The sequence below is a fragment of the Pseudoalteromonas sp. S327 genome (assembly GCF_005886415.1).
GTDB classification, from domain to species: domain Bacteria; phylum Pseudomonadota; class Gammaproteobacteria; order Enterobacterales; family Alteromonadaceae; genus Pseudoalteromonas; species Pseudoalteromonas atlantica.
Map to the genome: position 1 here is coordinate 36834 of NZ_PNDP01000036.1, position 24821 is coordinate 61654.

The window sequence follows — 24821 nt, forward strand, 5'->3', positions numbered from 1 at the left end:
GGAATGACTATGATCGTTGCACCAAACACAGTAGTAAAAATGCATTATTCAGTACTGGATAACGATGGCAATACCATTGATAACTCTTTTGATGGCGAGCCACTGGTTTTTATTATTGGCACAGGCTACTTAATCCCAGGGCTTGAAAATGCACTCCAAGGCAAGCAAGCCGGTGATACATTAAATGTAAAAGTAGAACCTGAAGAAGGCTACGGCGAACGTCACGATAACCTAATGCAAGCGGTGCCTAAGTCGATGTTTGATGGCATGGAGATTGAAGTAGGTATGCAATTTAGAGCGTCAACTGATGATGGTGATCAATCTGTGATGATTATCGAGATTCAAGATGAAGACGTTATAGTTGATGGCAACCACCCGCTTTCGGGTATTACCCTTAATTTTGATGTAGAAATTTTAGAGGTGCGCGAAGCAACCGAAGAAGAGCTTGCGCACGGCCACGTGCACGGTGAAGGCGGCTGTGGTCACGATCACTAATCATACCGCCGTTTATAAAAAAAGCGCCTAAGGCGCTTTTTTTATAACATATTGTTGTAGGTCGCGGTTTTTATTGGCGCCGGTTCCTCTAAAGGGGTTTCACAGGGTGTTATTTTACCCTCAAGCGCACGTAATAAGCCTTGCTGATCGTTTGTTCCCACTCGGTACTTAGTACCGTCTTTTAAGGTTAACTGTAGCGCACTAAACCCGGATACAGAATACACCCACCCATCATGTGTAATACGAATACCAATACCATGACGGTAAGAGTTTTGCACCGCTTTAGCCTCTACTATGTCCGCAAGTGCTAAACGTTGCCCCGCAACGCCAGGGCCAAAAGCCCAACTAATTGTTTGCTCGTCAACTTTTACAGTTAAACCATGAAACAAAAAACCGACTAAAACCAATACACCGGCAAATACCATTAATGGCACATCAGCGCCCATTAAGTTCCAGGCTAGGGCTACAAAGCCGCCTATCCATGCTAAAACAAAAAATATAAACATCGCATATTGTTTATGCTGATACATAACGCTCTCTTTATTATTAAAAACTGTACACCAACGTGGCGCTTAATTCTGAGTCGTATTTAAGGTTATCGTCTTCAGGTTTTGAATTATAACGATACATATAGGCAAACTTTAACGATACCGCACCTATGACTTGGCTAATCAAAGCGGTTTCTGACTTCAAACGCGAATTTAACCCCGACAAAGACTGCTCAATACTCACATCTTGATTAAAGCGCGTGCGCTTAGATACCAAACGCTCCCACTGCATTGCAATACGTACTAAATAACCGGTTTTGTTTTCATCTTCTTCGCTTACCTCTGATTCATCATCAGCGACAGAGCGATATAAGCCTGGGCCAATATCAATATCTACTTTATTTTTTACACCTTGGTAAACTCTGGCACCATAGCCTGTAGCCACCGTACTTTTGTAATCTAGGCCGCTAAATTTATCTTCTTCGTAGTCACCGTAAATAAAAAATGAAGAGTTTTTAACGCCCACTTTGTAGTTACCCTGTGCAGAGACAAAAATACGGTCTGCCGTTACATCGGTTTGCCCTGTATCTTCGTTTTGATCTCGTTTATACAGGGTGTCTAATTTAAATTGGTTACGCCAATTTTCGAAGTCTTGGTATAAATTTCCTCTAAACTTAAAGCTGGTAGAGTTAGTATTACCCTTACTTAAAATCAAGCCAAATTCCGTATCGCCATAGAGCATTTCGCCTTTATGTAGCTCGTGAATTTCTTCATCAGAGAGTTGTCCATATTCATGAAAGTCTTCAAATGGATCAACAGCCCAACATCGGCTGCTCATTATTAAAAACACGAATAGTAAATACTTATGCACGGTAAACTCTCTTGCACATACAAACAAAACTGCTTACTCAGCGTGCTCTGTTTCTTTCCACAAAATATGACAAAACGGCGCGTCTTTATCACGGCTAATTAAAATTTTTGCAAATAACACATCTTCGTTTTCAAACTCTAACCCCACTAGCACTTGCACAAATAACTCCGGCTCTATTTCAAGTGCAACAAAGTTTTGCCATTGCTCATCAGGCTCGCCTTCTTCAATAAACCCAAGCTCTTCTCGGTATTCGTTAAAGTCTTCAACATCTTGTTCGCTAAGATTATTTGGCGCCAGCTCTAAAAAAATATCGTACGCTTGATGGGTAACTTCTTCTTCGCTATATAAACGTGGGCCTGACATGGGTAAAACCTCAATGCATTTTAAGTGCGCACATAATATCAAAACTCATCTGTGTTTTGAGAAAAAACAGCTAAAAATAATGACTTTTTTGTTACCAGCTCATGCGCAGTTAAGCTTAAATAAGATTCAAAGTGCTTTGACTAAAAAAGTTAAAAATAATTCAATTTATTTTTTATTATAAAACAAACCGTTACTTTACTTAGTAAGGCGTACATCATAAGCTCAAACACATAATAATAGGAGAGCGCAATGATAAAACTAGAAATACAACAAGGCATTGCTAACGTTATTTTAAGCCGCGCAGAAAAACAAAATGCACTTAGCTTTGATATGTTCATGCAATTAAACAGCACTATTAAACGTATCAAAAAAGATAAAAGTGTTCGCGCCGTAGTAATAAAAGGTGATGGTGAGCATTTTTGCTCAGGGCTTGATGTGGCTGCAGTGATGGCCTCACCATTAAACATTGTTAGGCTGTTGCTAAAATGGCTACCTGGCAATCAAAACCTAGCGCAAAAAGTGGTACTGGGCTGGCAATCGTTAAGCGTACCTGTGATTGCGCAAATAAACGGAAACTGTTTAGGGGGTGGGCTACAAATAGCATTGGGCGCCGACTATAGAATTGTTGATACCCAAGCAAAACTGGCCATTATGGAAGCGCGTTGGGGGCTATGCCCCGATATGGGCGCTAATGTAGTGCTTGCTGGTTTATTAAAGCGCGACCAAGCGCTGTGGCTGGCAAGCCATGCCAATCCTATTAGTGCACACACGGCCTACGAGCTGGGGTTAGTCACAGAGCTTACAGACAATACCGAACAGGCCACACAGCGCATGTTAAATATATTACGTGAACGCTCCCCCGATACACTGGCAGCGATAAAGCGCGTTACTCAACAAAGCTACACAACAAACCAACGACAAATTTTAGCTAAAGAAACGTTTAGCCAAATTCGCTTGTTACTCAATCCTAATACTAAAAAAGCAATTGCCAAAGCAAAAGGGAAAACAGATATAAGCTATGCAAATTCAAAGCGCTGGTAAGACTAAATTAGCATTTAATAATAGTGCGTATTTGCTAACGTTAATTTCTTTCTATATTAATGAGCCATTATCATGAAGTACTTGCTTAGCAGTGCAATTATTTTACTGTGCTTAGGGTGTGCTAAATTAATAATGCACTTAATTGGTGGCAGCTTCCCTGCGCCGCTCCTTGGCATGGTTATTTTACTGAGTTTATTACTGTTAGGTGTAGTGAAAGAGCACTATATTAAGCCCTCGGCCTCCCCTATTTTAAATATTATGCCAATATTTTTTATACCCGCGGGGGTAGGATTTATCGAGCACATTGCACTTATTAAGCTGCATTGGCCCTATTTGGTTTTGGTTATTTTGCTCGTCCCTGCCAGTACGCTTTTACTGGTAAGCAGCGTTGTTGGCTATGTTAAAGGTAAAAATAACAATGACTGAGCTGCACCTTACGCTATGGTACTTAACAACTCCCGCTATTATTTTGCTGTTTTTATTATTAAGAGCGTTTAATAAACACTGGCAGCACAGCATAGTAAAGTCGCTCACCAACCCGGTGTTTTTAAGTATTGCGATTATTGCCTTAGTGCTTGTTAATTTAAAATTACCTTATGCTGATTTTTCCACGCATAGCCAACTACTTAGTTGGCTATTAGAGCCTGCTATAGTGGCACTGGCCTTACCTTTGTATCAGCAGTTTATACATGTCAGAAAAAATCTACTGTTAATAGTAAGCACGTGTAGCTTAGGCATTATTAACGCCACTGTGGTGGCTTTTATTTTAAGTATTTTATTTGATGTACCCGCCAATTTAAGCGCCTCCGTAGCTGCATTAAGTGTAACTACGCCTATTTCGTTAATAGTTACTGAGTCTTTAGGGGGGATTAGTTCTCTTGCCGCAGCATTAGTTATATTTATTGGCTTACTAGGTGCACTCTTTGGGTTAATGCTCATTAAGTGGATAGGTGTTAATAACCACCAAGCTCAAGGAATAGCAATGGGAACTGCGTGCCATGCTATAGGCACCGCAGCAGCACTGGACGAGCACTCAAAAATAGGCGCGTTTTCCTCGGTTGCTATGGCTTTAAGCGCATTATTAACCGCCATAATAGTCCCCGTGCTATATCCTTTTTTAGTCAACACTTTGCTATAGTTAGCAAAAAATGATTACGCAATATAAAGAGCCCACTATGATCAGTTCTGAAATAGAACAATTTGAAAAATACTACACCATGCTCACTGAGTATTTAGTTACCTACAGCATGCAAATTGTGGGTGCCGTTTTTATTCTTATACTGGGTTTGTGGGTGGCTAAAAAACTCTCAAATTTAGTCGCTAAATTGATGGCTCGTCACAACATCGATATCACGCTTACCAGCTTTGTCAGTAACGTGGTAAAAGTATTGCTTATTGTGATGGTTGTAGTGATAGCGCTTGGCAAAATAGGCATTAGTGTTACCCCCTTTGTAGCGGCTATAGGTGCTGCTTCTCTAGGTGCGGGTTTGGCCTTACAAGGGATGCTTTCAAACTACGGCGCAGGCCTTGCTATTATTGCCACGCGCCCTTTTGTGGTAGGCGATACCATTGAAGTAAAAGGGGTCAGCGGCCAAGTAAAAACAATTGAACTGGGTTACACCATTTTAATTGATGAAGAAAAGGTAGAAATCACTATTCCTAACAAGCACATAGTGGGTGAAATTATTCACAACTCGTTTAGCTACTCGTTAGTTAAAGGAGAAATAGACATAGCCTATACTGCTTGCGCTGATACCGCTGTTAGCCTTATTGAAGAAGTGTTAAAGGCTCATGACCAGGTGGCTCAAAACCCTATTTCTCAAGTAGGCATAGAGCGCTTTGCCGATAGCGGCGTAACCATTAGTTATCGCTATTGGGTGCCTACAACCAAAATAATAGAAACCAAACTTGCTATTAACGCAGGCGTTTATAAAGCCATTAATAGCGCTGAGATAGAAATACCCTTTCCGCAGCGGGTGGTTACTATTAAAGAACGCGACCTTTCTTAATAAAAAACAAAGCCGCTTAATGCGGCTTTGTTGTTTTATAGCTTAAAGCAGTAATAAACTGCCTAACCCTAAAAAGGTCACAAACCCAACTATATCGGTAACCGTGGTTAATATTACCGAGCCAGAAAGCGCAGGGTCTATTTTCATTTTGTCTAAAATAGACGGTATAACAACCCCAGCTAACGACGCAGCCACTAAGTTAAGCAATATAGCAACGGTAATTGTAATGCTTAGCATTATGTCGCTAAACCAAACAAAGGTGAGCGCGCCAATCACTAATGCCCACACTAAGCCGTTCACCGCACCCACCCGTAGCTCCTTTTTTAAAAGTGCATTGCGGTTAGAGTCGGTTACCTGGCCAAGCGCTAAACCGCGCACTATTACCGTTAAAGTTTGACTCCCGGCGATTCCGCCCATAGAGGCCACCACAGGCATAAGTACCGCCAGTGCCACAACCTGCTCTATTGTTGCGCCAAATAAGCCAATAAACCAAGATGCTAAAAACGCAGTGGCTAAATTTATACCCAGCCAAATTCCCCGGTTTTTAGCACTTTTTCTTACACTGGCAAACAGGTCTTCGTCTTCGCGTAAACCACCAGCTTTGGCCGCAGCTTCGTCGGCAATTTCTTGGCGTAGTTCGTATGCCGAGCTAATGGTTAAACGCCCGACTAATTTGTTATCGGTATTAACCACCGGCATGGCCATTTTTTCACTGTGAATAACCACTTCTGCCGCTTCGTATAAATCATCATCAGCATGCAATGATGAAAAATCATAGTTTGCCAGCGCCAATAGGTTATCGCCTTCATCGGCTTTTATTAAATCATTTACTGCAAGTTCACCTATTAGGCTGCCTTGGCGGCTAACTAAATACACAACTTCGCTGTATTGCGGCAAACCTTTGTGCAGTAATTTTTTAACGCCTGCAATTGTTGCTTTTTCAGTTATTTTTAGAAAGTCGAAACCAACCCAGTGACCTAATTGCTCAGGCGGATACTGCTGAGCAAGATCGTATTGTTTCGTTTGTGCTTCATCGAGTTGCTTTTTAGCATAATCAACAAAGCGCTCAGGAATAACCTCTTCAAGCTCAAGTAATTCTTCAACATTCACTTCATCTAATAGCGCGTATGCCTCGCTATCATCTAAGGTTTGTAGTAACCATAAGCAGCTGTCATCGCTCAGGGTGACAAATATTTCATGCTGCGTGTCTTTATCTAATAGCTGCCAAATTTCTAGACGCTGTTCTTTTGGGATGGCTTCAAAAAGTAGCGATAGGTGCTCAGTAGATAAATTAAGCTGTGCATCGGCTAAAAGCTGGCTTTTTTGCGTGTGTGTTTCGCATTGTAATAAATCGTTTATTAGCTGCGGTAGTTGGTCGACTGGATACTCAATCATCTTGAAACCTTAAATTTAAAAATGCACATTGCTTATAGTTTACTTGAACAATAAAAAATTGCAGAAAAAACCTAAACTTATTAAGACGCTTTAAGCTTTGATGGTTGAAACTGCGCTCATTATTTTTGCGCATTGTAGGGGTAAAAACACCAGCGATACTACTGTTTATTTTAAAAATTAAAAAAAAATTTTTGGCCTTATTTTTAGCCAAAAAAAAGCCCATAACGCTAAGCTGTTATGGGCAAAGTCACACAATGAAAAAAGGGGAATTAAAATCTATCGGTTAAGTTACGTATTAGGTCAGAGTTTACAAACTGCGTGACCATTGCAGCACCCCATGCATATGCACGTTGTATTGGGTAGCCTTTAAATATCCAGCGTTTACGAACATGGTTAAAACGCTGTAAATACTGCTGCTTAGCACGCGGCAAAGGTGTACTACTTAGCTTATCCCACGCTTTATATACGCCCGACATGTCAGAGCCGCGCATAAAACGTTGCAACCAACGCGCAAAGCGCGAAAAGCTAATGGTTGACTGAAAATCAATGATATAAGGCTTGCCATCGCTACCACATAATATATTGCCCATATTACGTAAATCTAAATGCACAATGCCTAGGCGGTGCATTTTTGCAACTTGGCGTTCAAGCTCAATAAAAAATTCAACAGGCAACGTCTCACCCTGGTGTATTAAGCTCCTAAGCGGCGTGCCTTCTATGTAGTCATACGCCACCGCTATCGGCGATAAACGGCTAAACCGATTAGCAACTGCATCAAGCTGTGCTAAGCGGCTCAACCCTTTAAATTCTTGATTTACAGAAAGCTTGGCAAAGGTTTTACGAATAAACCACGGGCTTTGGCTAAAGTCTTTTACTATTAAGTCAAACGTATCATCTTTGTACCTGTATACAATTGCGTTCGCAAAACGCCCTTTATGAACAACACTTAAATACTGTTGCATAAATACATGTTCAGGAAACTGCTGCTGTAATTGTGATAACAACTTATTTTCAATCATAACAAACCTAACAAGATGATAACTTTAATTGCCTAGGCAACTATATTAGCAAAGTTGGATTTGCCGCACAATTAGATCTAGTACTTAGCAGGCTAAGTTTTTATTGAAACAGTATCGCTAAAATGTTGATAATCTTTTTTAGAGATTTAAGAAGGTGTATCTAGGTTGTTTATTGCTCGGTTTAGTAAGTCCATAACGCTGTGTTTTTCATTTTCAGAAAAACCGCTAAGTGCTTTTTCGTACACTTGATTTACTAAGGGCATTATTTGCGGATAAAGCGCTTTGCCTTTATCACTTAAACTTAAAAGTGTAGAGCGTTTATCAAACTCACATTGTGTTTTTTCAATTAAGTCTTTTTCTTCTAAACGCTTTAACAAACGGCTCATCGCCCCTTTATCGTACACCATATGATCGCTCAGTCCGGCTAATGTGTTTACTGAGCCACGCGCTAATAGCACTACCACAATATATTGCGCAGAGGTTAAGTCCATACAATCGAGTTGGGCATCAATGTGTGTGGCAATTTTTGAACGTAAAAACGATATCAACCGGCCTAGGTCTTGCTCTGCTACGAGCGTTTCGGGGTCGGCGTTTTGTACTGAAGGCATACTTTGTTGCATATAAGGGTTACTCTGTTTATTCAAAATGCGTGTAATAGACTACACATAATTAATAAAATTCCCTAGGGTTAGCGTACTTTCAAAAATAAAAATTTGCTCTAGCTAGGGTCTGGCATGTTTGGCGTTAATACTGCGTTATCGCCTATGCCTGTGCAGCAACCTTAAAATATAAGCACAGCTTTACCAAATAAAAGTACGTTGCTAAAAATTCAACCTCAAAAAGCAAACAGCCTCTAAACCATTTTGTATTTAAAATAAAAAGCCGCAACATAAGTTGCGGCTAGTAGTGGTTTATGCAATGACGTTTTAAACCTTAAACTGCCCTATTAATTGTCCTAAGTTTTCACCGCGCCCTGCTAAATGCTGGCTAACCTCAGAGGTGGCCTTACTTGCTTGGGTTAGTTCATTAACAATTTCTTGAATGGCAAACACATTACGGTTTATCTCTTCTGTCACTGAGCTTTGCTCTGTTGCAGCGGTTGCAATTTGCGTACTCATGTCGTTAATGGTGGTAACCGACGTAGTCACAGCGCCTAAACTTTGCGATATATCGCGCGATGACTCAACTGAGCGATTACAACTTGCTTGGCTCGCCTGCATGGCATTTACCGCGGCGCCCACTAGGTTATGTAATTCACTTAGCATTTCACTAATTTCATGGGTACTAAGTTGTGTACGACTCGCTAAGCTTCTTACTTCATCTGCCACCACGGCAAAACCCCGACCTTGCTCGCCGGCACGTGCGGCTTCTATGGCGGCGTTAAGTGCAAGCAAATTAGTTTGCTCAGCAATGCCACCTATTACACTAAGTACACTGTCTATTTTTTTAGATTGCTCACTTAAAGAATTTACCTGATCCGCAGCTAGGTTAATCTCGCCCATAAGGTCAGAAACTTCACTTAGTGAAATATCTACGCACTCTTGCGCTTTTGCCACTTCTAGCGTTGCCGTATGAGTAGACTCAGCAACTTGCGTGGTATTTTTAGCCACTTCGTGAGAAGTAGCCGACATTTCGGTAATCGCTGTGGCAACTAGGTCTGTTTCGTGGTTATGATTAAGCAGTTTATTTTCAAACAGTTTTGTTTGCGAATTAATATCGCTTGAGGCGTTTTTTACATCGTGAGTAACATCAGCCACATTACTTATAATGCTTTGCAGCTTGCTAACAAACACATTAAACGATTCGCCCAACTGCCCTATTTCATCGTGCGTATGTATAGCTAGGCGTTTTGTTAAGTCGCCTTCACCTTTAGCAATATCATCTAAGCTTTGGCCCATTATTTGGATAGGTTTAACCATAGCGTTAGACGCTAAAAGTGCGCCCACTACGCTAACCACAACCCAAAATAAGGCAATTAATAACAAGGTGGTTATTTTTTCGCGAGTATGCGATTGCATAGTTTGTTTATAATTTGCAAGCTCTGTTTGTATATCATCCATATAGGCACCCGTACCAATCATCCAATCGGTACCTGGTATCATTACGGCATAGCCTATTTTCTCTACTAACCCGTTGGTATTTGGCTTTTGAAAATGGTAATTAAATGCCCCGCCACCTTTACGTGCTTGCTCTAATAATCCAACAATTATTTTTTTACCATTTGGGTCTGTCATCCCTATTTTATTTTGCCCTTCAATAGCACTTCCTAACAAGGCATGGAACACACTAACGCCGCGTGTGTCGTAAATAAAAAAGTAACCGTCGTCACCAAAAGTAAGCTCCCTAAGGACATTTTTAACACTTTGTGTTGATCCGTTATCCAACTGATGGCGTACCAACTTGCTTGCTATTTCCACTTCGGTGGCAAGTAGCGTGTGTTTGTCTTTAATGAGTTTAGATTTAATTGTTTCAAAATTTTGTCGCTGGTTTTGCGATTCTAAATAGTACGAGCTGGCCATTAAGCTAATTAATAACAAGCTCAACGGTAAAATAGCCAGTAATAAAAGTTTATTTCTCAAGCTCAAATTACTCATTAACTCTCCGGTGTAAATGCGTAAAGCATTAAATTTAGTAACTTTAATAAATACTTATAGAACAGGTTTAATAAGGTTAAACCCACTATATGGATATAATATTAACGCCCACATATAGTTTTGATAGAAGTGAAGTGTTGCCAAGTTAATGGCGTTATTAGATATATTATAATTTTATATAAATCTTTGAACATACTAATGATGCGCTACATTAGTCTAATGCTAACTATTTTTATCTATAAAATCAGATTTAATAACCTAGGGTTTTATCAAAACAATTTGAAGAGCTTGAGTACGAAACTTTTATGCTGCAGTAGAACCGTTGTACCATTAATGGTAACTTACAAAAGTAAAGCTAACTTTAATTAAAAAGGACATATCTTTAATGAAAAAAGGAATTACCACGCGCTTTAATATCTTTGCAACCATAGCTTTGTGGGCTATTAGCTTGTTGTGTACGTTAATGACGTTTGATGTAGGGAGTACATATCAAACGAATAGCCTTATTGATATTTATATACAAACATTCACAGTAAAAATGGCGCTATTGCTAGCAATGTGGATTATAAGCGCCTGTATTTTGTCGGCACTATTTAAAGAAGTTTGGAACCGTTTAATTTCAGACATCTTCAACCTTCGCTTAATTGGTTTGAACGAGTCTTATACCTTATGTGTTTTAATAACATGGCTGTTATTGAGTTGAATCTTTGCACTTTAATTTTGAGTAAAGTGACCTGCTTAGTATTGGCAATAAAAAATTGCCAATACTTTTTATGCTAACGTGATTACTAACCATGAAACATATATTACTTACTCACCCAGCGCGCTTTAAAACCACGCGTATCAACATGTATAAATGCACCGCGATGCGATTTTGGCCCGTAAACACCTAAACCGCCAAGTAAACCTTTAAATGATTCTCGCTTAGCGAGCGACTCCACTATGCTAGCCATAGCTTGTGCATCGCCAATAGAGTGCTTGCCGTCGTTGTTTATATCATCCATACGGTAGTCGCCGTCATTATCTATAAATATATCGGCAGCATCGCCAAAAACATGGCGGCTAAGCTTTACGTTACCAATGGCTTTGTTGTAATAAGGGGTGCGGTAACCGCTCATTACCACCATATTTTTAACCGGTATGTTTTCTAAAATCAGCTCTTTGCGTATTTTTTCAAGTTTAAGTAACAACTTGTTTTGTAAAAATAAGTATTTAGGGTGCTTACTTCGTTGCTTACTCACAAATTCTTTAAGAGAAAAATGCGGTGATATTTTTATATTTTCGTTCTCTGGGGTCACCTTTACAAAACCATCGGGCACTATGTAATGCTTACTATCTTTAATTTGTGAGGGCGTTGGGTAATGGCCAATGTGGTAATATTTAAGCTTTCCACCTTGTACTTCATCTGCAGGTACTTTAACAAACACATTAATTGTCATACGTTGCTTTTTGTCGGGGGATTCAATAATTACCCGTGTTAAGCCAGGCTTTTTAGGCGCCTGCCACTGCCAGCGGTTTGTATCCGTTAAGGTGGCGTTGCTATGGTTATTAATAAATGAATAGGATCGTTTTGATTGTGCGTAAAGCACTTCAAATTCAACTGCCTCATTAGGCATCACAAATACAGAAAACACCGAATACGGCACTACTATGTCGTTAATTTTTAGGCTAAACTCTGCATCTTCAAAATTTGCTTTATTTTGAATATCAACGCTTGGGTGTGCTTTTTTCACGGGCTCGGCGGCATAACTACCTACGCTTACGCAAAGCGCTAATATGCAGCCTAAAATACTCGGTATAAACGGCATAAATCCTCTCATAGTCTATTTAATCAATGCAGCAATGACTGACTGATCTTCGTTTTTAAGTAATGCTTTTGCGTCGTGTTGATAAATATCGTCTCTAAAATTAACGAGCATGTCTTCATCAACCCACGCCGTCCAATACACTAAATGAATAGGTAAGGGCTCATTTAAATAAAAAGTTTGAGTGGTATCGGTATCTCTGGCTTTATCCACTTGCTTAAGGGTGCGCTCTTCACCTTGGTGCTTAATTATTTCACGCGCCAATGAAAATGGCTCTTCAACCCTTATACAACCATGTGATAACGCACGCTGCGCTTGGTTAAAACGCTGCTTTGCTGGCGTATCGTGAACATAAATGGCTTCAGGATTTGGAAACAAATACTTTACTTCGCCAAGTGGGTTTTCATCCCCTGCACGCTTAACTAAAAAGTGATCAAACTGATAGGGCTTAATAGACTGCCAATCAATATTACTGGGATTAACTGTTTTAGAATCTAGGTAGCTGCTTTTTCTAACTTCGATATTATTTTTAGCAAGGTACTGAGGATCTTTTGCCACCTTTGGTGCTATTTCTTTGGTTGCAATAGAGGTTGGTATGCGCCACTCAGGGTTTACTACAAATTTTTCGATTTCGTCACTAAAGGCAGGTGTTTCCCAACTCGGCTTACCCACAATAACGTTATTTTGTAGTTTTACTTCGCCTGCTTTTACATAGCGCAAGGTGTACTCAGGTATGTTTACATACACATACTGCGAATCACTTGAGCCTGCGAAGTTAGTTATGCGGTAAAAGTTAAGCTTTAATTTAGCCAATTTTTTCTTAGCGGGTACATTAAGCTTAGCTAAGGTGTGCTTTCCTACTCGCCCATCAACCTTTAAACCGTGGCGACGCTGAAACTGTTGCACAGCCTGCTCTATGGTTTTATCAAATGTGCACATTGCGCTGTCACATACATTACTGGTTAAGTCACGCTCTTGATACAAACGCAGTGCTAACTGACTCACCGCCTTGCTGGTGCTGCCAAGTTCAAGCAACTCATTGGTGTATAAAGGGGTAAACCCGCCACTGTTAACTATTTCTGTGTACCAGTTAATTGCTTTTTCGGTGCGCGCTATTAACTGTGATGCATTTTGATCAAAATAATAATCGCCATTTTGCAATTGTTGTTGCGAGTTGTAAGTGGTCAATGAAGAGTTGGCAAGTGCCACACTTTCAAGATCTGCACTGCCTAGCGCTTGCCCTGTTAGCAAGGTGCTAACGCAGCCTGCGAGCGTAGCGTGTAACGTAATGTGTTTTACCTTTGTAGACAATGCCTTTGAAAATAACCCCTTCACTTTGTACCTCCTCGCTAAATATCATTGATAAATGCTTTTGTACTTACTGCTTAACAGTAATTTGAAGGTGCAATGCAGGTGCCAAAATAAAACAAAAACACAACACACTGAAATTTAATAACTTTTTAAACTTTTACATGGTAATTAAAAAACACTTCAACTACGCAATTATGTAATTTGGTTGCTGTAGTGTGTAAAGTTGCTATAGCAATTAGTCTTTTAAAAAGGCTAAAAAGCCACGCTCATAACGACTCAAGTATTTTGTTTTTCGCGGTAAAGAAAGCGACTCTCGCCACGCTGTTTGAGTTTGTTCATCTTCTTTACACAAGGCAATTAAATCCGGGTGAACATACGATTTACGGGCAATAGCGGGCGTGTTACCTAGCTGCTCAGACACACTCTCGAGCATACTCTTTAAACTAAGTGCGCCTTTTGCTTTTACAAGTTGCTTAAAGGCAATAACACTGGCTCGCCAGGTTCTAAAGTGCTTAGCGCTAAAGTCCTCACCCATAATTTGTTGAATATACTGGTTAATTTCACTAGAGGTTACGTTTGTGCGCTCTCCATCGCTTATATATTGAAACAAATGCTGACCGGGTAAATCTTGTAGGTCTTTAATTACATGGCTAAGCACTCTATCGGTTATGTTTACCTCGCGCTCTTTGCCCGATTTAGCCCGATACCGTAGCTGTATATTTTTACCCGTAAGCTTAGCATGGCGATTGCGCAGGGTTGTGGCGCCAAAACTTTTGTTTTGCTTTACATTTCGCTCGTTACCTACCCGCAATGCACCTAAGTCCATAAGCCTAACTACCGCAGCTAATGTGCGCTCTACGCTGAGCTCATCCCCTTGTAAATCGTTTTCTAAACGGGCACGCAGTAATGGCAGCTTATTGCCAAACACCCCACAGGCTTGGTATTTTTTCGCCTCTTGTTGAGCTCTAAAATTTTCATGGTAACGGTATTGCTTACGGCCTTTACTATCTATCCCCGTTGCTAAAATATGGCCATTTTCTTCAGGGCAAAACCAAGCATTTTTGTAGGCGGGAGGAAACGCTAACGCATTTAAACGATCAATCACTTTTTGATCGGTAATTTGCTTTCCTATTGGGTCAAAGTACAGCCACGTTTTGTTTTTACGCTTACGGGTTATACCGGGTAAATTATCATCTACGTAGATTAGTTTCATTTATGCTCCTAGCAACTTAAACCACCATCAATAAATGTATCACTGTAAAATAACCTTAAACTGAACAACGTTATTGATATATAATCAAAAATTGAACAATAATATAAAAATCCGTTTAGTTTAATTACCTGCTTAAGTATATAAACTGCACCTTTTGGTATCGTTTAGCTATGCTCGTTTTGGCCAAAATATACACGGATAATAATACCAACTCGCTTAATTAATTAGTCTATTTGAGCCCGGAAAAACATAGCTAACACTAGGTTTGGGCCCGCAAATGATTAAGTATTATTGCAAAACTGGTAACCCCCCTTAAATAATGTGCTGTTTACAAGGAGCATACAATGGCATTTGATTATGGTTCTATTGATCTTGGGTTAAAAAACCCCTTTAAGTTGGAAGGTAAAGTAACCGCGCTAAGAGGTATTATTGAGTCGGTAGCAGGCGTAAGTTTACTTGTTATAGCTGCAAGCTCGGTGAAAGAAAGTACCACCGCAGGCTGGATTTTAATGCTATTTGGCATGTTTATTTTAGCGCTGGGTATTCGCTCTTTATCGTCAGGTATTTATGCCACCTTAAAATATTTTGTAGGCAGAAACCACCCTACGTCGCTTGCGTATAATTTTAGTAAGTCTGAAAGCTCTACCGCGCAAGAAGAAAAAAAAGAAGTAGCCTATAACGCCCAATCACTCGAAGAAATGTTGGTTGGTCGTAAAAACAGTACCTTTAAAGAGCCTAACGGGTTTTTATCTCGTTTGTTACACAGCTTAATTCCCAAACTGTTATTTTTACCTTACCCAATCCGAAATGTTGCGCAGCGATTATTTGGCTCATGGGTGAGCACGCTTGTTGCCTTAATTGCTTATGGGCTTGTAGCGTTTGTTTCGCTGTCGGGCTTTACTGGGGAAGCTGGCGAATTAGCCTTTCCGGTTTACAGTGCTATTTTAATGTTTTATGTGCTTTTTTCTTGGCGCTCAAGTAGCAAACCTATCTCTCGCAATGCTGAAAGAAACATTGAAGCGCTGGGAGGCGGTACATTAGCTAAAATTATTTCGTTGTCATTTATTTTGCCGATTGTTATTGGCCTTTCTATGTCGTGGCTAATGCAAGAGCAACATATCAGCAAACAAGAAATAGACGCGTGGATGGCACAACTGCCAAACTTGCATGCTGGCATATACTTCATTGCAATTATTATATTAGCAACGTTAAGCTGCGCATTAGTATTTACAATGATCAAAGCACGCTTAAACGCAGTGACCCCTACCGCCGAAGTGTCAGAATTACGTGAAAACTGGCAAGAGTCTGTTCACCCTGATGAAGTATTTATAAACCTTGATAATCTTGTCATGGCAAATAGACGCTACAAAGAAGTGCCTAATAGAGTTTACCGCGAGCTAGACCCAAAATTGCAAGAGCAAATAGAGGGTAAAGGCGGTTTTAAAGGCGAAATGATTCAAGAGGTTCAGCCTAAACTACACGCTATGGAGCTAGGTAAAAACTTTACCCTAGCCAGGTTAGTCGCGCTAATAAGTGCTAATTTACTTTATATTGTGGCGTTAGCATTAACAGTGTTGTTAGCCTATTCATTAATAGATATTTATTACTACATAGATAGCGCTAATATTAATAATTTACAGCAAGCGTTTAATAATCAAAACGTTATACAGTTTAGTAGCTTACTAATGAGCAGTGTTCATATTTTAATAATAGCAGTGATTATTAAAGCCTTTGCTCGTTTATTGGCTAACTGTGCTCATTTATTTTTTGCCGAAATGCAGTTTGAATCATTACTTGTGTACTTTAAGTGCGAAGGTACATTTACCGAATCTAAAATTTCAACGGGTACAGGTATTCACGACAGCACTCGCTCAGAAAACACCTTAGTGCGCAGCAGTATCACGCCATGGGTCATTGTCTCTCGTGTTATTACGAGCACGTTTGCTGCCACCGGTATGAAAAACCTTGAACATCCTCGCCATATAATGGAAATGCACAAAGATGAAGGTCAATTACAAGCCATTAAAAATGATGTAATTGCCTTTCTAAAAGACCGCGAATCGATAGCCTCCATTACCAGTGAGCGCGATTTAGGCAATGCATCGCAAATACATCAATTAAACCAACAAACCCGTGCAATACCTACTCAGCAAGCAATAACAAAAGAGGATGAAGAGGCCGCTGGTTACCTAAGGCAAGAAGAGAACTTAACACCAGAGCCTAAAGCTTAATAATCGCTTTGCTATATTTGTAAAAGCTAAACTGCGCCGCGGTTTGTAATCTAGGCAACTAGGTTACAAACCGTGCGCGCACTAAATACACACCACTAAACCTTTTTTAAATACCCGCTTGTTAAAATTTATGGTGTTTACCTGCCTTATTATTAACGTATTTTTAATTGTCCTTCACTTTATTGAATCATTTATACCTATTTGACCGATTAATTCTAAATTTACGCATAAACCCCTTGCTTTATGCGTTAAAAACCAAATAATGAAGCAATTATAAACTGGGTAAGAATGAGGAAAATGAGCTATATACTAACCACCCAATGTGCCGACGATGTAGGCCTAATTGCCAAAATTACAGGGCTTTGCCACGCGCACAATTTAAATATTACACGTAATAACGAATTTGTAGATAAAGACGCCAGGCGCTTTTTTATGCGCACTGAACTAACCGGCGAACCACAAAGTGACTTTTTATCGCAATTACGCGCTTTATTACCTGAGGGTGCACAACTTGCTCTACATGATGATACAAAAACTAAAGTGGTACTGCTTGCAACAAAAGAAGCACATTGCTTAGGGTCTGTATTACTTAAACAGTTTGAGCAAGCGTTAAATATTGAAGTATTAGCTGTAATTGCCAACTACCCAGATTTAGAGCCATTAGCAAAAGGCTTTGATGTGCCTTTTCATGTTGTTTCGCACGTAGGCCTAAGTCGCGCCGAGCATGATGAAAAAGTAGGTGATTTAATTGCCTCTTATAACCCTGACATTATTGGCTTAGCAAAATACATGCGCATACTAAGTCCTGAGTTTGTGGGTCGCTTTGAGAACAAAATTATTAATATTCACCACTCGTTTTTACCGGCCTTTATTGGCGCTAAACCGTATCATCAAGCATTTGAGCGCGGCGTAAAAATTATTGGTGCTACGGCTCACTTTGTAAATAATGAGCTAGATGAAGGCCCTATTATTTTACAAGACGTCACCAGCGTAACGCACGCTAATACCGCTGAAATGATGGCTAAAATGGGTAAAGACGTAGAAAAAACCGTGTTTAGTAAAGCCTTACAACTAGCTTCTGAACACAAACTATTTATTAACGGTAATAAAACCGTGGTATTTAGCTAATACCATTCCGCATAATTAAGTGATCTATTTTGAGGATGGATAAACGTGTTGATAGCAAGGCAAAAAATTCGCTATTTAGTTGCTCTAAATGAGAATTTTTTAACGCAGATAGCGACACGTTTAGCCCCTGAAAATGATTAAGTATTATTGCGGATTGGTATAAGACCCCTTTTTACATACAATAAAGCCAGCAACAGGGCTCTCCCCTTATGCTGGCTTTTTTGTGCCTAACAGCTTAATTAGAGTCAGATATTAGATGTAGCTGTGTTTTATCCGACACCGTAATTAATTCACCGTAATTAATTGTAAATTGGCATCCACCATTAAGGTGTGTAATAAATAGGTGACTCAGGCCCTACTGGCAAGCCTAAAGCAAACACCCATACGTAAAATAAAATGACCCAACCGATAAAAAACACAATACTGTATGGCAACATGGTGGCCACTAACGTTCCTATACCCATGTCTTTTTTATATTTAACTGCCACCGCTAAAATTAAGCCAAAATAGCTCATCATTGGGGTGATTAAGTTAGTCACAGAGTCACCAATACGATACGCCGCTTGAATGGTTTCTGGTGCGTAACCAATAAGCATAAGCATAGGCACAAAAATAGGGGCCGTAATCGCCCACTGCGCCGATGACGATCCTAAACTCAAGTTAACCATTGCACACATTAATATAAACAATACAAATACTTCTGGGCCAGTAAGGTTTAACGCTTGTAATAGTGCTGCACCATTAATTGCCAAAATAGTGCCTAAATTAGTCCATTTAAAAAAGGCCACAAACTGGGCTGCAAAAAATACTAATACTATATATAAACCCATTGAGCTCATGCTTTTACTCATTGCGTTAATAACGTCTTTATCGTTTTTCATGCTGCCAACAACACGCCCGTAAACAAAGCCTGGCACACTAAAAGTTACAAATATAATTGCGACTATTCCTTTTAAAAAAGGCGAGCCTGCCACTTGGCCTGTTTCTGGGTGGCGTAAAATACCATCGGCAGGAATAATCGTCCAAGCAAATAACGACAGCACCACTAATAGAGCAACACCCGCCCATTTTAGACCGGTTTTTTCTAACGCGGTAAGTGTATCAATATTGTTTTGTGACAAGTCGATACTGGCTTCATCAGGGTTATATTTACCTAAACGCGGCTCTACTATTTTTTCGGTTACGAGTGTACCCAGTGCGGCAATAAGTAATACTGATATCATCATGAAATACCAGTTAGCCTCGGCGCCAACCTCGTACGTTGGGTCAATCATTTGTGCTGCAGGCGTAGTTATACCTGCTAATAATGGGTCTATTGTGCCAAGTAGTAAATTAGCGCTATAGCCGCCAGAAACACCGGCAAAGGCAGCCGCTAAGCCAGCTAAAGGGTGGCGCCCCAAACTATGAAATATCATGGCTGCAAGCGGAATTAAAACCACATAGCCAAGCTCAGAAGCTGTGTTAGACATTATGGCCGCAAACACCACCATAAAGGTAACTAAACGCTTTGACGCGCCCATAACCATGCCTCGCATAGCAGCAGAGAGTAGCCCTGAATGCTCTGCAACACTTACCCCAAGTAGTGCCACTAAAACAGTGCCTAAAGGCGCAAAACCGGTAAAGTTAGTAACCAAGCCAGCCATAATACGCTGTAGCCCCTCAGCACTGAGTAAACTAACAACTTCAATTACTCCATCAGGCGCACGCCCTGCTGCCCCAATCGGTCTTGGGTCAATTGCGCTTAGCCCAAACCAATCGGCAATACCACTTATTAGCACAATTGAAACCGCAAATATCGCAAATAAAGTAATGGGATGAGGAAGCATATTTCCTAAAAACTCAACGGTTGCTAAAAAGCGATTAAATAAGCCGTTATTGTCTTTAGGTTGATTATTAGGTGAGTGTGTGGAGTCTGTCATACTTGGCTCTATAAATTACAAAATTGCGCTAACCTAGCATTGTTTGCAAAAGAGATCATGTATAAAAGGTAAATGACGTGTAGGTTTTAAGTTTAAAAAGCGCTGCTTGAGTGTATTGGCTTTTGTGGATTGAAGTTTATTCAGTCTTGCCATATTACCTAGAGCAGCGAATATCTGGTATTTGTAAGCGCTTATCACCTATAAACAGGCAATAAGCACATTAGCCAGGCACGGCTTTGCCTAAACACCAAACATACGGCTGTAAATTTATTTTTAAACGATAAACAGATTTTAGCGCTTTTAATATTTTAAGCTTGCTCTATTGGTTCTAGCTGTAATTTAGCTGCAATAAGAACGGCTTGGGTACGGTTATAAACGCCAAGTTTTCTAAAAATTGCAGTAATGTGTGCTTTGACTGTTGCCTCAGAAATATGTAGTTCGTAGGCTATTTGTTTGTTTAGTAACCCTTCATGAAGGTATTGCAATACACGATATTGCTGCGGCGTTAACGATGCAACCTGCGCGGCAATTTCTCTGTCTTCTCCTTCTATTTCGGCTACTTTATTTTTTAACTCTTTTGGAAGCCACGTATCGCCTTCTAGTATTTGGTTTATAGCATTAGCAATATCATCTGAAGATGATGACTTAGGAATAAAGCCCATTGCGCCATAACCCATTACCTTAGACACTATGTTGATGTCTTCACTTCCTGAGACAACCGCTATGGGTAAGCTTGGGTAGTCTTCGCGAATGCGGATCAGGCCATATAAATCGCCATTACCTGGCATGTGTAAATCTAGCAGTAATATATCAAGATCTTCTTGTTCGCTAAGTACTTGCAGTGTGCTGTCAAAATCTGATGATTCAAATACCTCTAAATCATCAAACTTAGCACTTAATGCTCCTTTTAGTGCCTCGCGAAATAACGGATGATCATCCGCTATTAAAAACTGACTCATGGTTCGCTCCTAATAAATTCGGCTGCCAATAAGGTATAAAGTACTTACTGACAGCCGATATACTACGTTTAGAATCAACTTGTAATCAAGTTTTTAACGCGCATTTAACGATTTAATCGGTTTTCTATGAGCTCATCTACCACGGTTGGGTCTGCAAGTGTTGATGTATCCCCTAGCTGTTGGTGTTCATTTGCGGCTATTTTACGTAAAATTCGACGCATAATCTTACCTGAACGCGTTTTTGGTAGGCCTGGCGACCATTGAATCATATCAGGGGAAGCTATTGGGCTTAGCTCTTTACGTACCCAATTACGTACTTGAGTTGTCAGCTCATCACTTACAGTAACGCCTTCATTTGGCGTAATGTAAACATAAATACCTTGGCCTTTAATATCATGCGGATAACCTACTACGGCGGCCTCTGCTACAGCTTCGTGAGCTACTAGCGCACTTTCTATTTCAGCGGTGCCTAAACGATGCCCTGATACATTAAGCACGTCATCAACACGCCCTGTTATCCAGTAATAGCCATCTTCATCACGACGACAGCCGTCACCTGTAAAGTAAACACCGGGGTAAGCACTAAAATAGGTTTGTTCAAAACGTTCGTGGTCGCCATAAACAGTACGCGCTTGTGAAGGCCAACTATCTAATATCACTAAATTACCGTCAACGGCACCTTCTAGTGTATTACCCTCTGCATCAAATAGAGCCGGCGCAATACCAAAAAACGGATGCGTTGCTGAACCTGGCTTAGTTTGGGTGGCACCAGGCAGTGGGGTGATCATAATGCCGCCCGTTTCGGTTTGCCACCACGTATCTACGATTGGGCAGTTAGCATTACCAATATTTTCGTAATACCACGTCCATGCTTCAGGGTTGATGGGCTCACCCACCGAGCCTAAAATGCGTAAACTTTGACGATTTGATGACGCGGTTGGCTCATCGCCTTTAGCCATTAACGCTCGAATAGCGGTTGGTGCAGTGTATAAAATGGTTACGCCGTGCTTATCAATCACCTCCCCCATGCGCCCTGCGGTTGGGTAGGTCGGCACGCCTTCAAATACCACTTGCGTACAGCCATTAACCAGTGGGCCATAAGCAATATAGCTGTGGCCGGTGATCCAACCTACATCGGCGCTACACCAATATACGTCGTCCTCTTGTAAATCAAATACGTATTCGTGGGTCATTGATGAGTAAACTAAGTAACCCCCTGTAGTATGCACAACCCCTTTAGGTTGGCCAGTAGAGCCCGATGTATATAAAATAAAGAGTGGATCTTCTGCATTCATTGGCTCCGGTTCGCACTGCGCAGGTTGGTCAGCTACAAGCTCATGCCACCAAATATCGTGCTCGTTCCAATCAACTTCGCCACCGGTTAGCTGATGTACAATAACGTGTTCAATGCTTGTCACCGACTCTTGCGCTACGGCTTCATCAACATTCGCTTTTAAAGGAACACAATTGCCAGCTCGGCGACCTTCATCGGATGTGATCACCACTTTAGCGCCAGAGTCTTTAATTCGATCTGCAATGGCAGAGGGAGAAAAACCACCAAATACAACCGAGTGAATAGCACCAATACGTGCACAGGCCTGCATGGCGTAAATGGCTTGCGGCGTCATCGGCATATAAATAGCAACTCGGTCACCTTTTTGTACGCCCAGTTTTTTTAAACCATTAGCAAAGCGCGCCACTTCATCATGTAATTGTTGGTAGGTAATGTTTTCACTTTGGTTTGGGTTGTCTCCTTCCCAAATAAGCGCAACTTTATCGGCTTTGGTTTTTAAATGGCGGTCAATACAGTTATAAGAGGCATTTAAAACTCCATCTTCGTACCATTTTATATCGATATGGCCTTTATCAAATGAGGTGTTTTTTACTTTAGTATACGGAGTAAACCAATCTAAGCGCTGGCCATGTTCACGCCAAAACCCTTGTGGGTCATCAATCGACTGTTTGTAGAGTGTATTATATTTTTCGTTATCAACTAACGTCGTTTTTTCAATATGTGCAGGAACAGGATAGATACTTTGTGACATCTCAGTCTCCATTTTAATAACTTGCCATGATTAAAGGATTACTCAGCAGTACTTTATTAAGTATTAGACCTTAGTTGTACAACCCTTCTAATTAACGTTTTGTGGTTTATAATCTCGCCGCTCATGACTTTTTTACATAGAAATACAGTATGTTAAATATAAGTAAGTGGCCATTGAATTACTCTTAAACCTTCGTCTTATAGACCAATAGGTAATTGAGTAAATTTTGCACATATTTAAAAGTGGTTTTCGGACATTAAAATAATGATGCAGCCATGCAAGTTAAACACTTATTTAACGAAATCGTAGCATGATGCAAGATAAATAAATTTTTATTCGTAAGTAATACCTGTAGCAAGTAATACATTTGAACGTTTAAAAAGCAACAAACAACAAGTAGCCTTTAAAGGACACCACAATGAAATTTACCCCATTAAAAACTCTTGCAGCGAGTGCTGTATTATGTGCTTTAACAAGCACGGCTTATGCGGCAACTGCAGCTAAAGTAGGTAACACCGAATTTACTTACGGCGGATACATTAAGCTAGATACAATGTGGAGTGATTACTCTGCAGGCGCTCCTGATGGCTCAAATGTAGGGCGTGATTTTTACGTACCAAGTACACTGCCAGTAGGCGATGACGATGATTCGGATGCCGTATTTGATATGCATGCACGTGAGTCACGTTTTAACTTTGGTACGTCAACGTTAATGGATAACGGTAAAACAGTTAAAACTAAAATAGAGTTAGACTTTTTAGCATCGGCACCTGGCGGTAACGAGCGTGTATCAAACTCATATGCACCACGTATTCGCCATGCATTTGTAACTTACGATGGCTGGTTATTTGGTCAAACATGGTCAAACTTTCAAAACGTGGGTGCACTGGCAGAAACACTTGATTTTGTAGGCCCTGCTGAAGGCACTGTTTTTGTTCGCCAAACGCAAATTAAGTACACGACCGGTGCTTGGTCGTTCTCATTAGAAAACCCAGAAAGCACAATTACCACTCAAGGTGGCGCACGTGTAGAAACAGATGATGCGTCACTTCCTGATTTTACTGCGCGCTACACACACAATGCCGATTGGGGTAACTTTGTAGTTGCAGCACTTGCTCGCCAACTTACTTATAAAGTAGGCGATGTTGACGCTGATGAAACCTCGTTTGGTATTAGCGCTTCGGGCCGTGTAAATTTTGGCGAAGATTACCTTAAATTTATGCTTACTCAAGGTAAAGGCCTTGGTCGTTACGTGGGCTTAAATGTTGCCCATGGTGCAGTGCTTAATGGCGATGAGCTTGATGCAATAGACTCAACATCTGGTTTTGTTGCTTATCAACATAAATGGGCAAGCCAGTGGCGCTCAACCTTCTTATATTCTTTCTTTAGTGCTGACAACAACACCGATCTATTAACAATATCAGGCGACCCTGTTGAATCAAGCCAAAGCTTTAGTGCAAACATTTTATACTCACCGGTTAAGCGTTTAACATTTGGTGCAGAGTTTAAACATGCCGAGCGCGAAACAGAAAGTGGTATTGACGGTGATTTAGAGCGCTTACAATTTTCTGTAAAATACAATTTTTAATTAAACATAGTGATCACAATAAAGCGGCTTAGGCCGCTTTTTTTAGCTATACAACTTGAACTCTGTTTAAAAGGTTTAATAATACTGTGATAGTAATGGTATTTAAGGGTGCTTTTTTGTCTGAGATTTTCAGTAAATTAAACACGGTTAGCGCTTAAATAAGCTTAAATAGCAGCATTTGGAAGAGCTCAGATAAAAGTTTGTACAGAAATAACACCCTCTTTGCGATTAAGGAATATTACCTTAGCGCTAAACTAAGCGGCTATTTAGTTGCTAAAATCCACTAAATTCCCACAATTTCGGATAACTATTAATTATTTTGCACAAACTACAAACATGTTATTGAA

General features: G+C 40.3%; 22 protein-coding genes. 9 read left to right on the forward strand and 13 right to left on the reverse strand.

Annotated features, from left to right (window positions below):
• Positions 1–9: 9 nt before the first annotated feature.
• Entirely contained in the window at positions 10–495 is a 486-nt protein-coding gene (locus CWB60_RS12095) for an FKBP-type peptidyl-prolyl cis-trans isomerase (protein WP_004586217.1), read from the forward strand.
• Between the two features lie 41 nt (positions 496–536).
• Here the strand turns inward: CWB60_RS12095 and CWB60_RS12100 are convergent, their stop codons facing one another.
• From CWB60_RS12100 to CWB60_RS12110, 3 genes are all read right to left on the reverse strand, one after another.
• Positions 537–1025 carry a hypothetical protein gene (locus tag CWB60_RS12100; protein WP_138579036.1) on the reverse strand — a complete coding sequence of 163 codons (489 nt, stop codon included), beginning with the start codon at positions 1023–1025 and terminating at the stop codon, positions 537–539.
• 16 nt (positions 1026–1041) lie between these two features.
• Positions 1042–1821, reverse strand: a complete 780-nt coding sequence (locus CWB60_RS12105; RefSeq protein ID WP_276537847.1) for a DUF481 domain-containing protein — start codon at positions 1819–1821, stop codon at positions 1042–1044.
• A gap of 66 nt (positions 1822–1887) precedes the next feature.
• Entirely contained in the window at positions 1888–2217 is a 330-nt protein-coding gene (locus CWB60_RS12110; protein WP_029771932.1) for an HI1450 family dsDNA-mimic protein, read from the reverse strand.
• A gap of 249 nt (positions 2218–2466) precedes the next feature.
• On the opposite strand from CWB60_RS12110, the gene CWB60_RS12115 reads away from it, so the two are divergent.
• From CWB60_RS12115 to CWB60_RS12130, 4 genes are all read left to right on the forward strand, one after another.
• On the forward strand, positions 2467–3258 hold the full coding sequence (locus CWB60_RS12115; RefSeq protein ID WP_054982702.1) for a crotonase/enoyl-CoA hydratase family protein: 792 nt from the start codon (positions 2467–2469) through the stop codon (positions 3256–3258).
• A gap of 72 nt (positions 3259–3330) precedes the next feature.
• Positions 3331–3684 carry a CidA/LrgA family protein gene (locus tag CWB60_RS12120; protein WP_138579034.1) on the forward strand — a complete coding sequence of 118 codons (354 nt, stop codon included), beginning with the start codon at positions 3331–3333 and terminating at the stop codon, positions 3682–3684.
• The gene (locus CWB60_RS12125; RefSeq protein WP_138579032.1) at positions 3677–4396 is read left to right on the forward strand and encodes an LrgB family protein; all 720 of its coding nucleotides are present in this window, start codon (positions 3677–3679) and stop codon (positions 4394–4396) included. The genes CWB60_RS12120 and CWB60_RS12125 overlap by 8 nt, the downstream gene beginning before the upstream one ends.
• A gap of 37 nt (positions 4397–4433) precedes the next feature.
• Positions 4434–5267, forward strand: a complete 834-nt coding sequence (locus tag CWB60_RS12130; protein WP_004586209.1) for a mechanosensitive ion channel family protein — start codon at positions 4434–4436, stop codon at positions 5265–5267.
• A gap of 42 nt (positions 5268–5309) precedes the next feature.
• On the opposite strand, the gene CWB60_RS12135 is transcribed toward CWB60_RS12130, so the two are convergent.
• The 4 genes from CWB60_RS12135 to CWB60_RS12150 all read right to left on the reverse strand — a co-directional run bounded on the left by CWB60_RS12135 (position 5310) and on the right by CWB60_RS12150 (position 10275).
• Positions 5310–6662: a magnesium transporter gene (locus CWB60_RS12135; protein WP_024033089.1), complete on the reverse strand. Its 1353-nt coding sequence runs from the start codon at positions 6660–6662 to the stop codon at positions 5310–5312.
• 269 nt (positions 6663–6931) lie between these two features.
• A complete protein-coding gene (locus tag CWB60_RS12140) occupies positions 6932–7681 on the reverse strand; it encodes a serine/threonine-protein kinase (RefSeq protein WP_138579030.1) in 750 nt (249 codons plus the stop codon).
• A 146-nt stretch (positions 7682–7827) separates the two neighbouring features.
• Positions 7828–8301: a MarR family winged helix-turn-helix transcriptional regulator gene (locus CWB60_RS12145; RefSeq protein ID WP_052026274.1), complete on the reverse strand. Its 474-nt coding sequence runs from the start codon at positions 8299–8301 to the stop codon at positions 7828–7830.
• Positions 8302–8607: 306 nt separating this feature from the next.
• Positions 8608–10275, reverse strand: coding sequence for a methyl-accepting chemotaxis protein (locus CWB60_RS12150; RefSeq protein ID WP_138579028.1), 1668 nt, complete (start codon positions 10273–10275; stop codon positions 8608–8610).
• Between the two features lie 385 nt (positions 10276–10660).
• On the opposite strand from CWB60_RS12150, the gene CWB60_RS12155 reads away from it, so the two are divergent.
• On the forward strand, positions 10661–10978 hold the full coding sequence (locus CWB60_RS12155; protein WP_138579026.1) for a hypothetical protein: 318 nt from the start codon (positions 10661–10663) through the stop codon (positions 10976–10978).
• A 103-nt stretch (positions 10979–11081) separates the two neighbouring features.
• Here CWB60_RS12155 and CWB60_RS12160 read toward each other — a convergent pair whose 3' ends face one another.
• From CWB60_RS12160 to CWB60_RS12170, 3 genes are all read right to left on the reverse strand, one after another.
• On the reverse strand, positions 11082–12083 hold the full coding sequence (locus tag CWB60_RS12160; RefSeq protein WP_138579024.1) for a D-Ala-D-Ala carboxypeptidase family metallohydrolase: 1002 nt from the start codon (positions 12081–12083) through the stop codon (positions 11082–11084).
• Between the two features lie 15 nt (positions 12084–12098).
• Positions 12099–13415, reverse strand: coding sequence for a L,D-transpeptidase family protein (locus CWB60_RS12165; RefSeq protein ID WP_138579022.1), 1317 nt, complete (start codon positions 13413–13415; stop codon positions 12099–12101).
• A gap of 211 nt (positions 13416–13626) precedes the next feature.
• On the reverse strand, positions 13627–14604 hold the full coding sequence (locus tag CWB60_RS12170; RefSeq protein ID WP_138579020.1) for a DNA topoisomerase IB: 978 nt from the start codon (positions 14602–14604) through the stop codon (positions 13627–13629).
• A gap of 344 nt (positions 14605–14948) precedes the next feature.
• On the opposite strand from CWB60_RS12170, the gene CWB60_RS12175 reads away from it, so the two are divergent.
• The gene (locus CWB60_RS12175) at positions 14949–16835 is read left to right on the forward strand and encodes a hypothetical protein (protein WP_138579018.1); all 1887 of its coding nucleotides are present in this window, start codon (positions 14949–14951) and stop codon (positions 16833–16835) included.
• Between the two features lie 297 nt (positions 16836–17132).
• Positions 17133–17963: a formyltetrahydrofolate deformylase gene (gene purU, locus CWB60_RS12180; protein WP_138579016.1), complete on the forward strand. Its 831-nt coding sequence runs from the start codon at positions 17133–17135 to the stop codon at positions 17961–17963.
• A gap of 323 nt (positions 17964–18286) precedes the next feature.
• Here the strand turns inward: purU and CWB60_RS12185 are convergent, their stop codons facing one another.
• The 3 genes from CWB60_RS12185 to acs form a co-directional block, all read right to left on the reverse strand.
• The gene (locus CWB60_RS12185; RefSeq protein WP_138579014.1) at positions 18287–19882 is read right to left on the reverse strand and encodes an AbgT family transporter; all 1596 of its coding nucleotides are present in this window, start codon (positions 19880–19882) and stop codon (positions 18287–18289) included.
• A 308-nt stretch (positions 19883–20190) separates the two neighbouring features.
• A complete protein-coding gene (locus tag CWB60_RS12190) occupies positions 20191–20841 on the reverse strand; it encodes a response regulator transcription factor (protein WP_004586197.1) in 651 nt (216 codons plus the stop codon).
• 104 nt (positions 20842–20945) lie between these two features.
• On the reverse strand, positions 20946–22886 hold the full coding sequence (acs, locus tag CWB60_RS12195; RefSeq protein WP_024033109.1) for an acetate--CoA ligase: 1941 nt from the start codon (positions 22884–22886) through the stop codon (positions 20946–20948).
• A 418-nt stretch (positions 22887–23304) separates the two neighbouring features.
• Between acs and CWB60_RS12200 the strand changes: the two genes are divergently transcribed.
• Positions 23305–24474 carry a DcaP family trimeric outer membrane transporter gene (locus tag CWB60_RS12200; protein WP_138579012.1) on the forward strand — a complete coding sequence of 390 codons (1170 nt, stop codon included), beginning with the start codon at positions 23305–23307 and terminating at the stop codon, positions 24472–24474.
• The last annotated feature ends 347 nt before the right edge of the window (positions 24475–24821 follow it).

Excerpts from the sequence above, each read along its gene's own strand:
- CWB60_RS12095 (WP_004586217.1), top strand. The coding sequence starts at position 10 with ATGATCGTTGCACCAAACACAGTAGTAAAAATGCATTATTCAGTACTG.
- CWB60_RS12100 (WP_138579036.1), bottom strand. The coding sequence starts at position 1,025 with ATGTATCAGCATAAACAATATGCGATGTTTATATTTTTTGTTTTAGCA.
- CWB60_RS12105 (WP_276537847.1), bottom strand. The coding sequence starts at position 1,821 with ATGAGCAGCCGATGTTGGGCTGTTGATCCATTTGAAGACTTTCATGAA.
- CWB60_RS12110 (WP_029771932.1), bottom strand. The coding sequence starts at position 2,217 with ATGTCAGGCCCACGTTTATATAGCGAAGAAGAAGTTACCCATCAAGCG.
- CWB60_RS12115 (WP_054982702.1), top strand. The coding sequence starts at position 2,467 with ATGATAAAACTAGAAATACAACAAGGCATTGCTAACGTTATTTTAAGC.
- CWB60_RS12120 (WP_138579034.1), top strand. The coding sequence starts at position 3,331 with ATGAAGTACTTGCTTAGCAGTGCAATTATTTTACTGTGCTTAGGGTGT.
- CWB60_RS12125 (WP_138579032.1), top strand. The coding sequence starts at position 3,677 with ATGACTGAGCTGCACCTTACGCTATGGTACTTAACAACTCCCGCTATT.
- CWB60_RS12130 (WP_004586209.1), top strand. The coding sequence starts at position 4,434 with ATGATCAGTTCTGAAATAGAACAATTTGAAAAATACTACACCATGCTC.
- CWB60_RS12135 (WP_024033089.1), bottom strand. The coding sequence starts at position 6,662 with ATGATTGAGTATCCAGTCGACCAACTACCGCAGCTAATAAACGATTTA.
- CWB60_RS12140 (WP_138579030.1), bottom strand. The coding sequence starts at position 7,681 with ATGATTGAAAATAAGTTGTTATCACAATTACAGCAGCAGTTTCCTGAA.
- CWB60_RS12145 (WP_052026274.1), bottom strand. The coding sequence starts at position 8,301 with ATGCAACAAAGTATGCCTTCAGTACAAAACGCCGACCCCGAAACGCTC.
- CWB60_RS12150 (WP_138579028.1), bottom strand. The coding sequence starts at position 10,275 with ATGAGTAATTTGAGCTTGAGAAATAAACTTTTATTACTGGCTATTTTA.
- CWB60_RS12155 (WP_138579026.1), top strand. The coding sequence starts at position 10,661 with ATGAAAAAAGGAATTACCACGCGCTTTAATATCTTTGCAACCATAGCT.
- CWB60_RS12160 (WP_138579024.1), bottom strand. The coding sequence starts at position 12,083 with ATGCCGTTTATACCGAGTATTTTAGGCTGCATATTAGCGCTTTGCGTA.
- CWB60_RS12170 (WP_138579020.1), bottom strand. The coding sequence starts at position 14,604 with ATGAAACTAATCTACGTAGATGATAATTTACCCGGTATAACCCGTAAG.
- CWB60_RS12175 (WP_138579018.1), top strand. The coding sequence starts at position 14,949 with ATGGCATTTGATTATGGTTCTATTGATCTTGGGTTAAAAAACCCCTTT.
- purU (WP_138579016.1), top strand. The coding sequence starts at position 17,133 with ATGAGCTATATACTAACCACCCAATGTGCCGACGATGTAGGCCTAATT.
- CWB60_RS12185 (WP_138579014.1), bottom strand. The coding sequence starts at position 19,882 with ATGACAGACTCCACACACTCACCTAATAATCAACCTAAAGACAATAAC.
- CWB60_RS12190 (WP_004586197.1), bottom strand. The coding sequence starts at position 20,841 with ATGAGTCAGTTTTTAATAGCGGATGATCATCCGTTATTTCGCGAGGCA.
- acs (WP_024033109.1), bottom strand. The coding sequence starts at position 22,886 with ATGTCACAAAGTATCTATCCTGTTCCTGCACATATTGAAAAAACGACG.
- CWB60_RS12200 (WP_138579012.1), top strand. The coding sequence starts at position 23,305 with ATGAAATTTACCCCATTAAAAACTCTTGCAGCGAGTGCTGTATTATGT.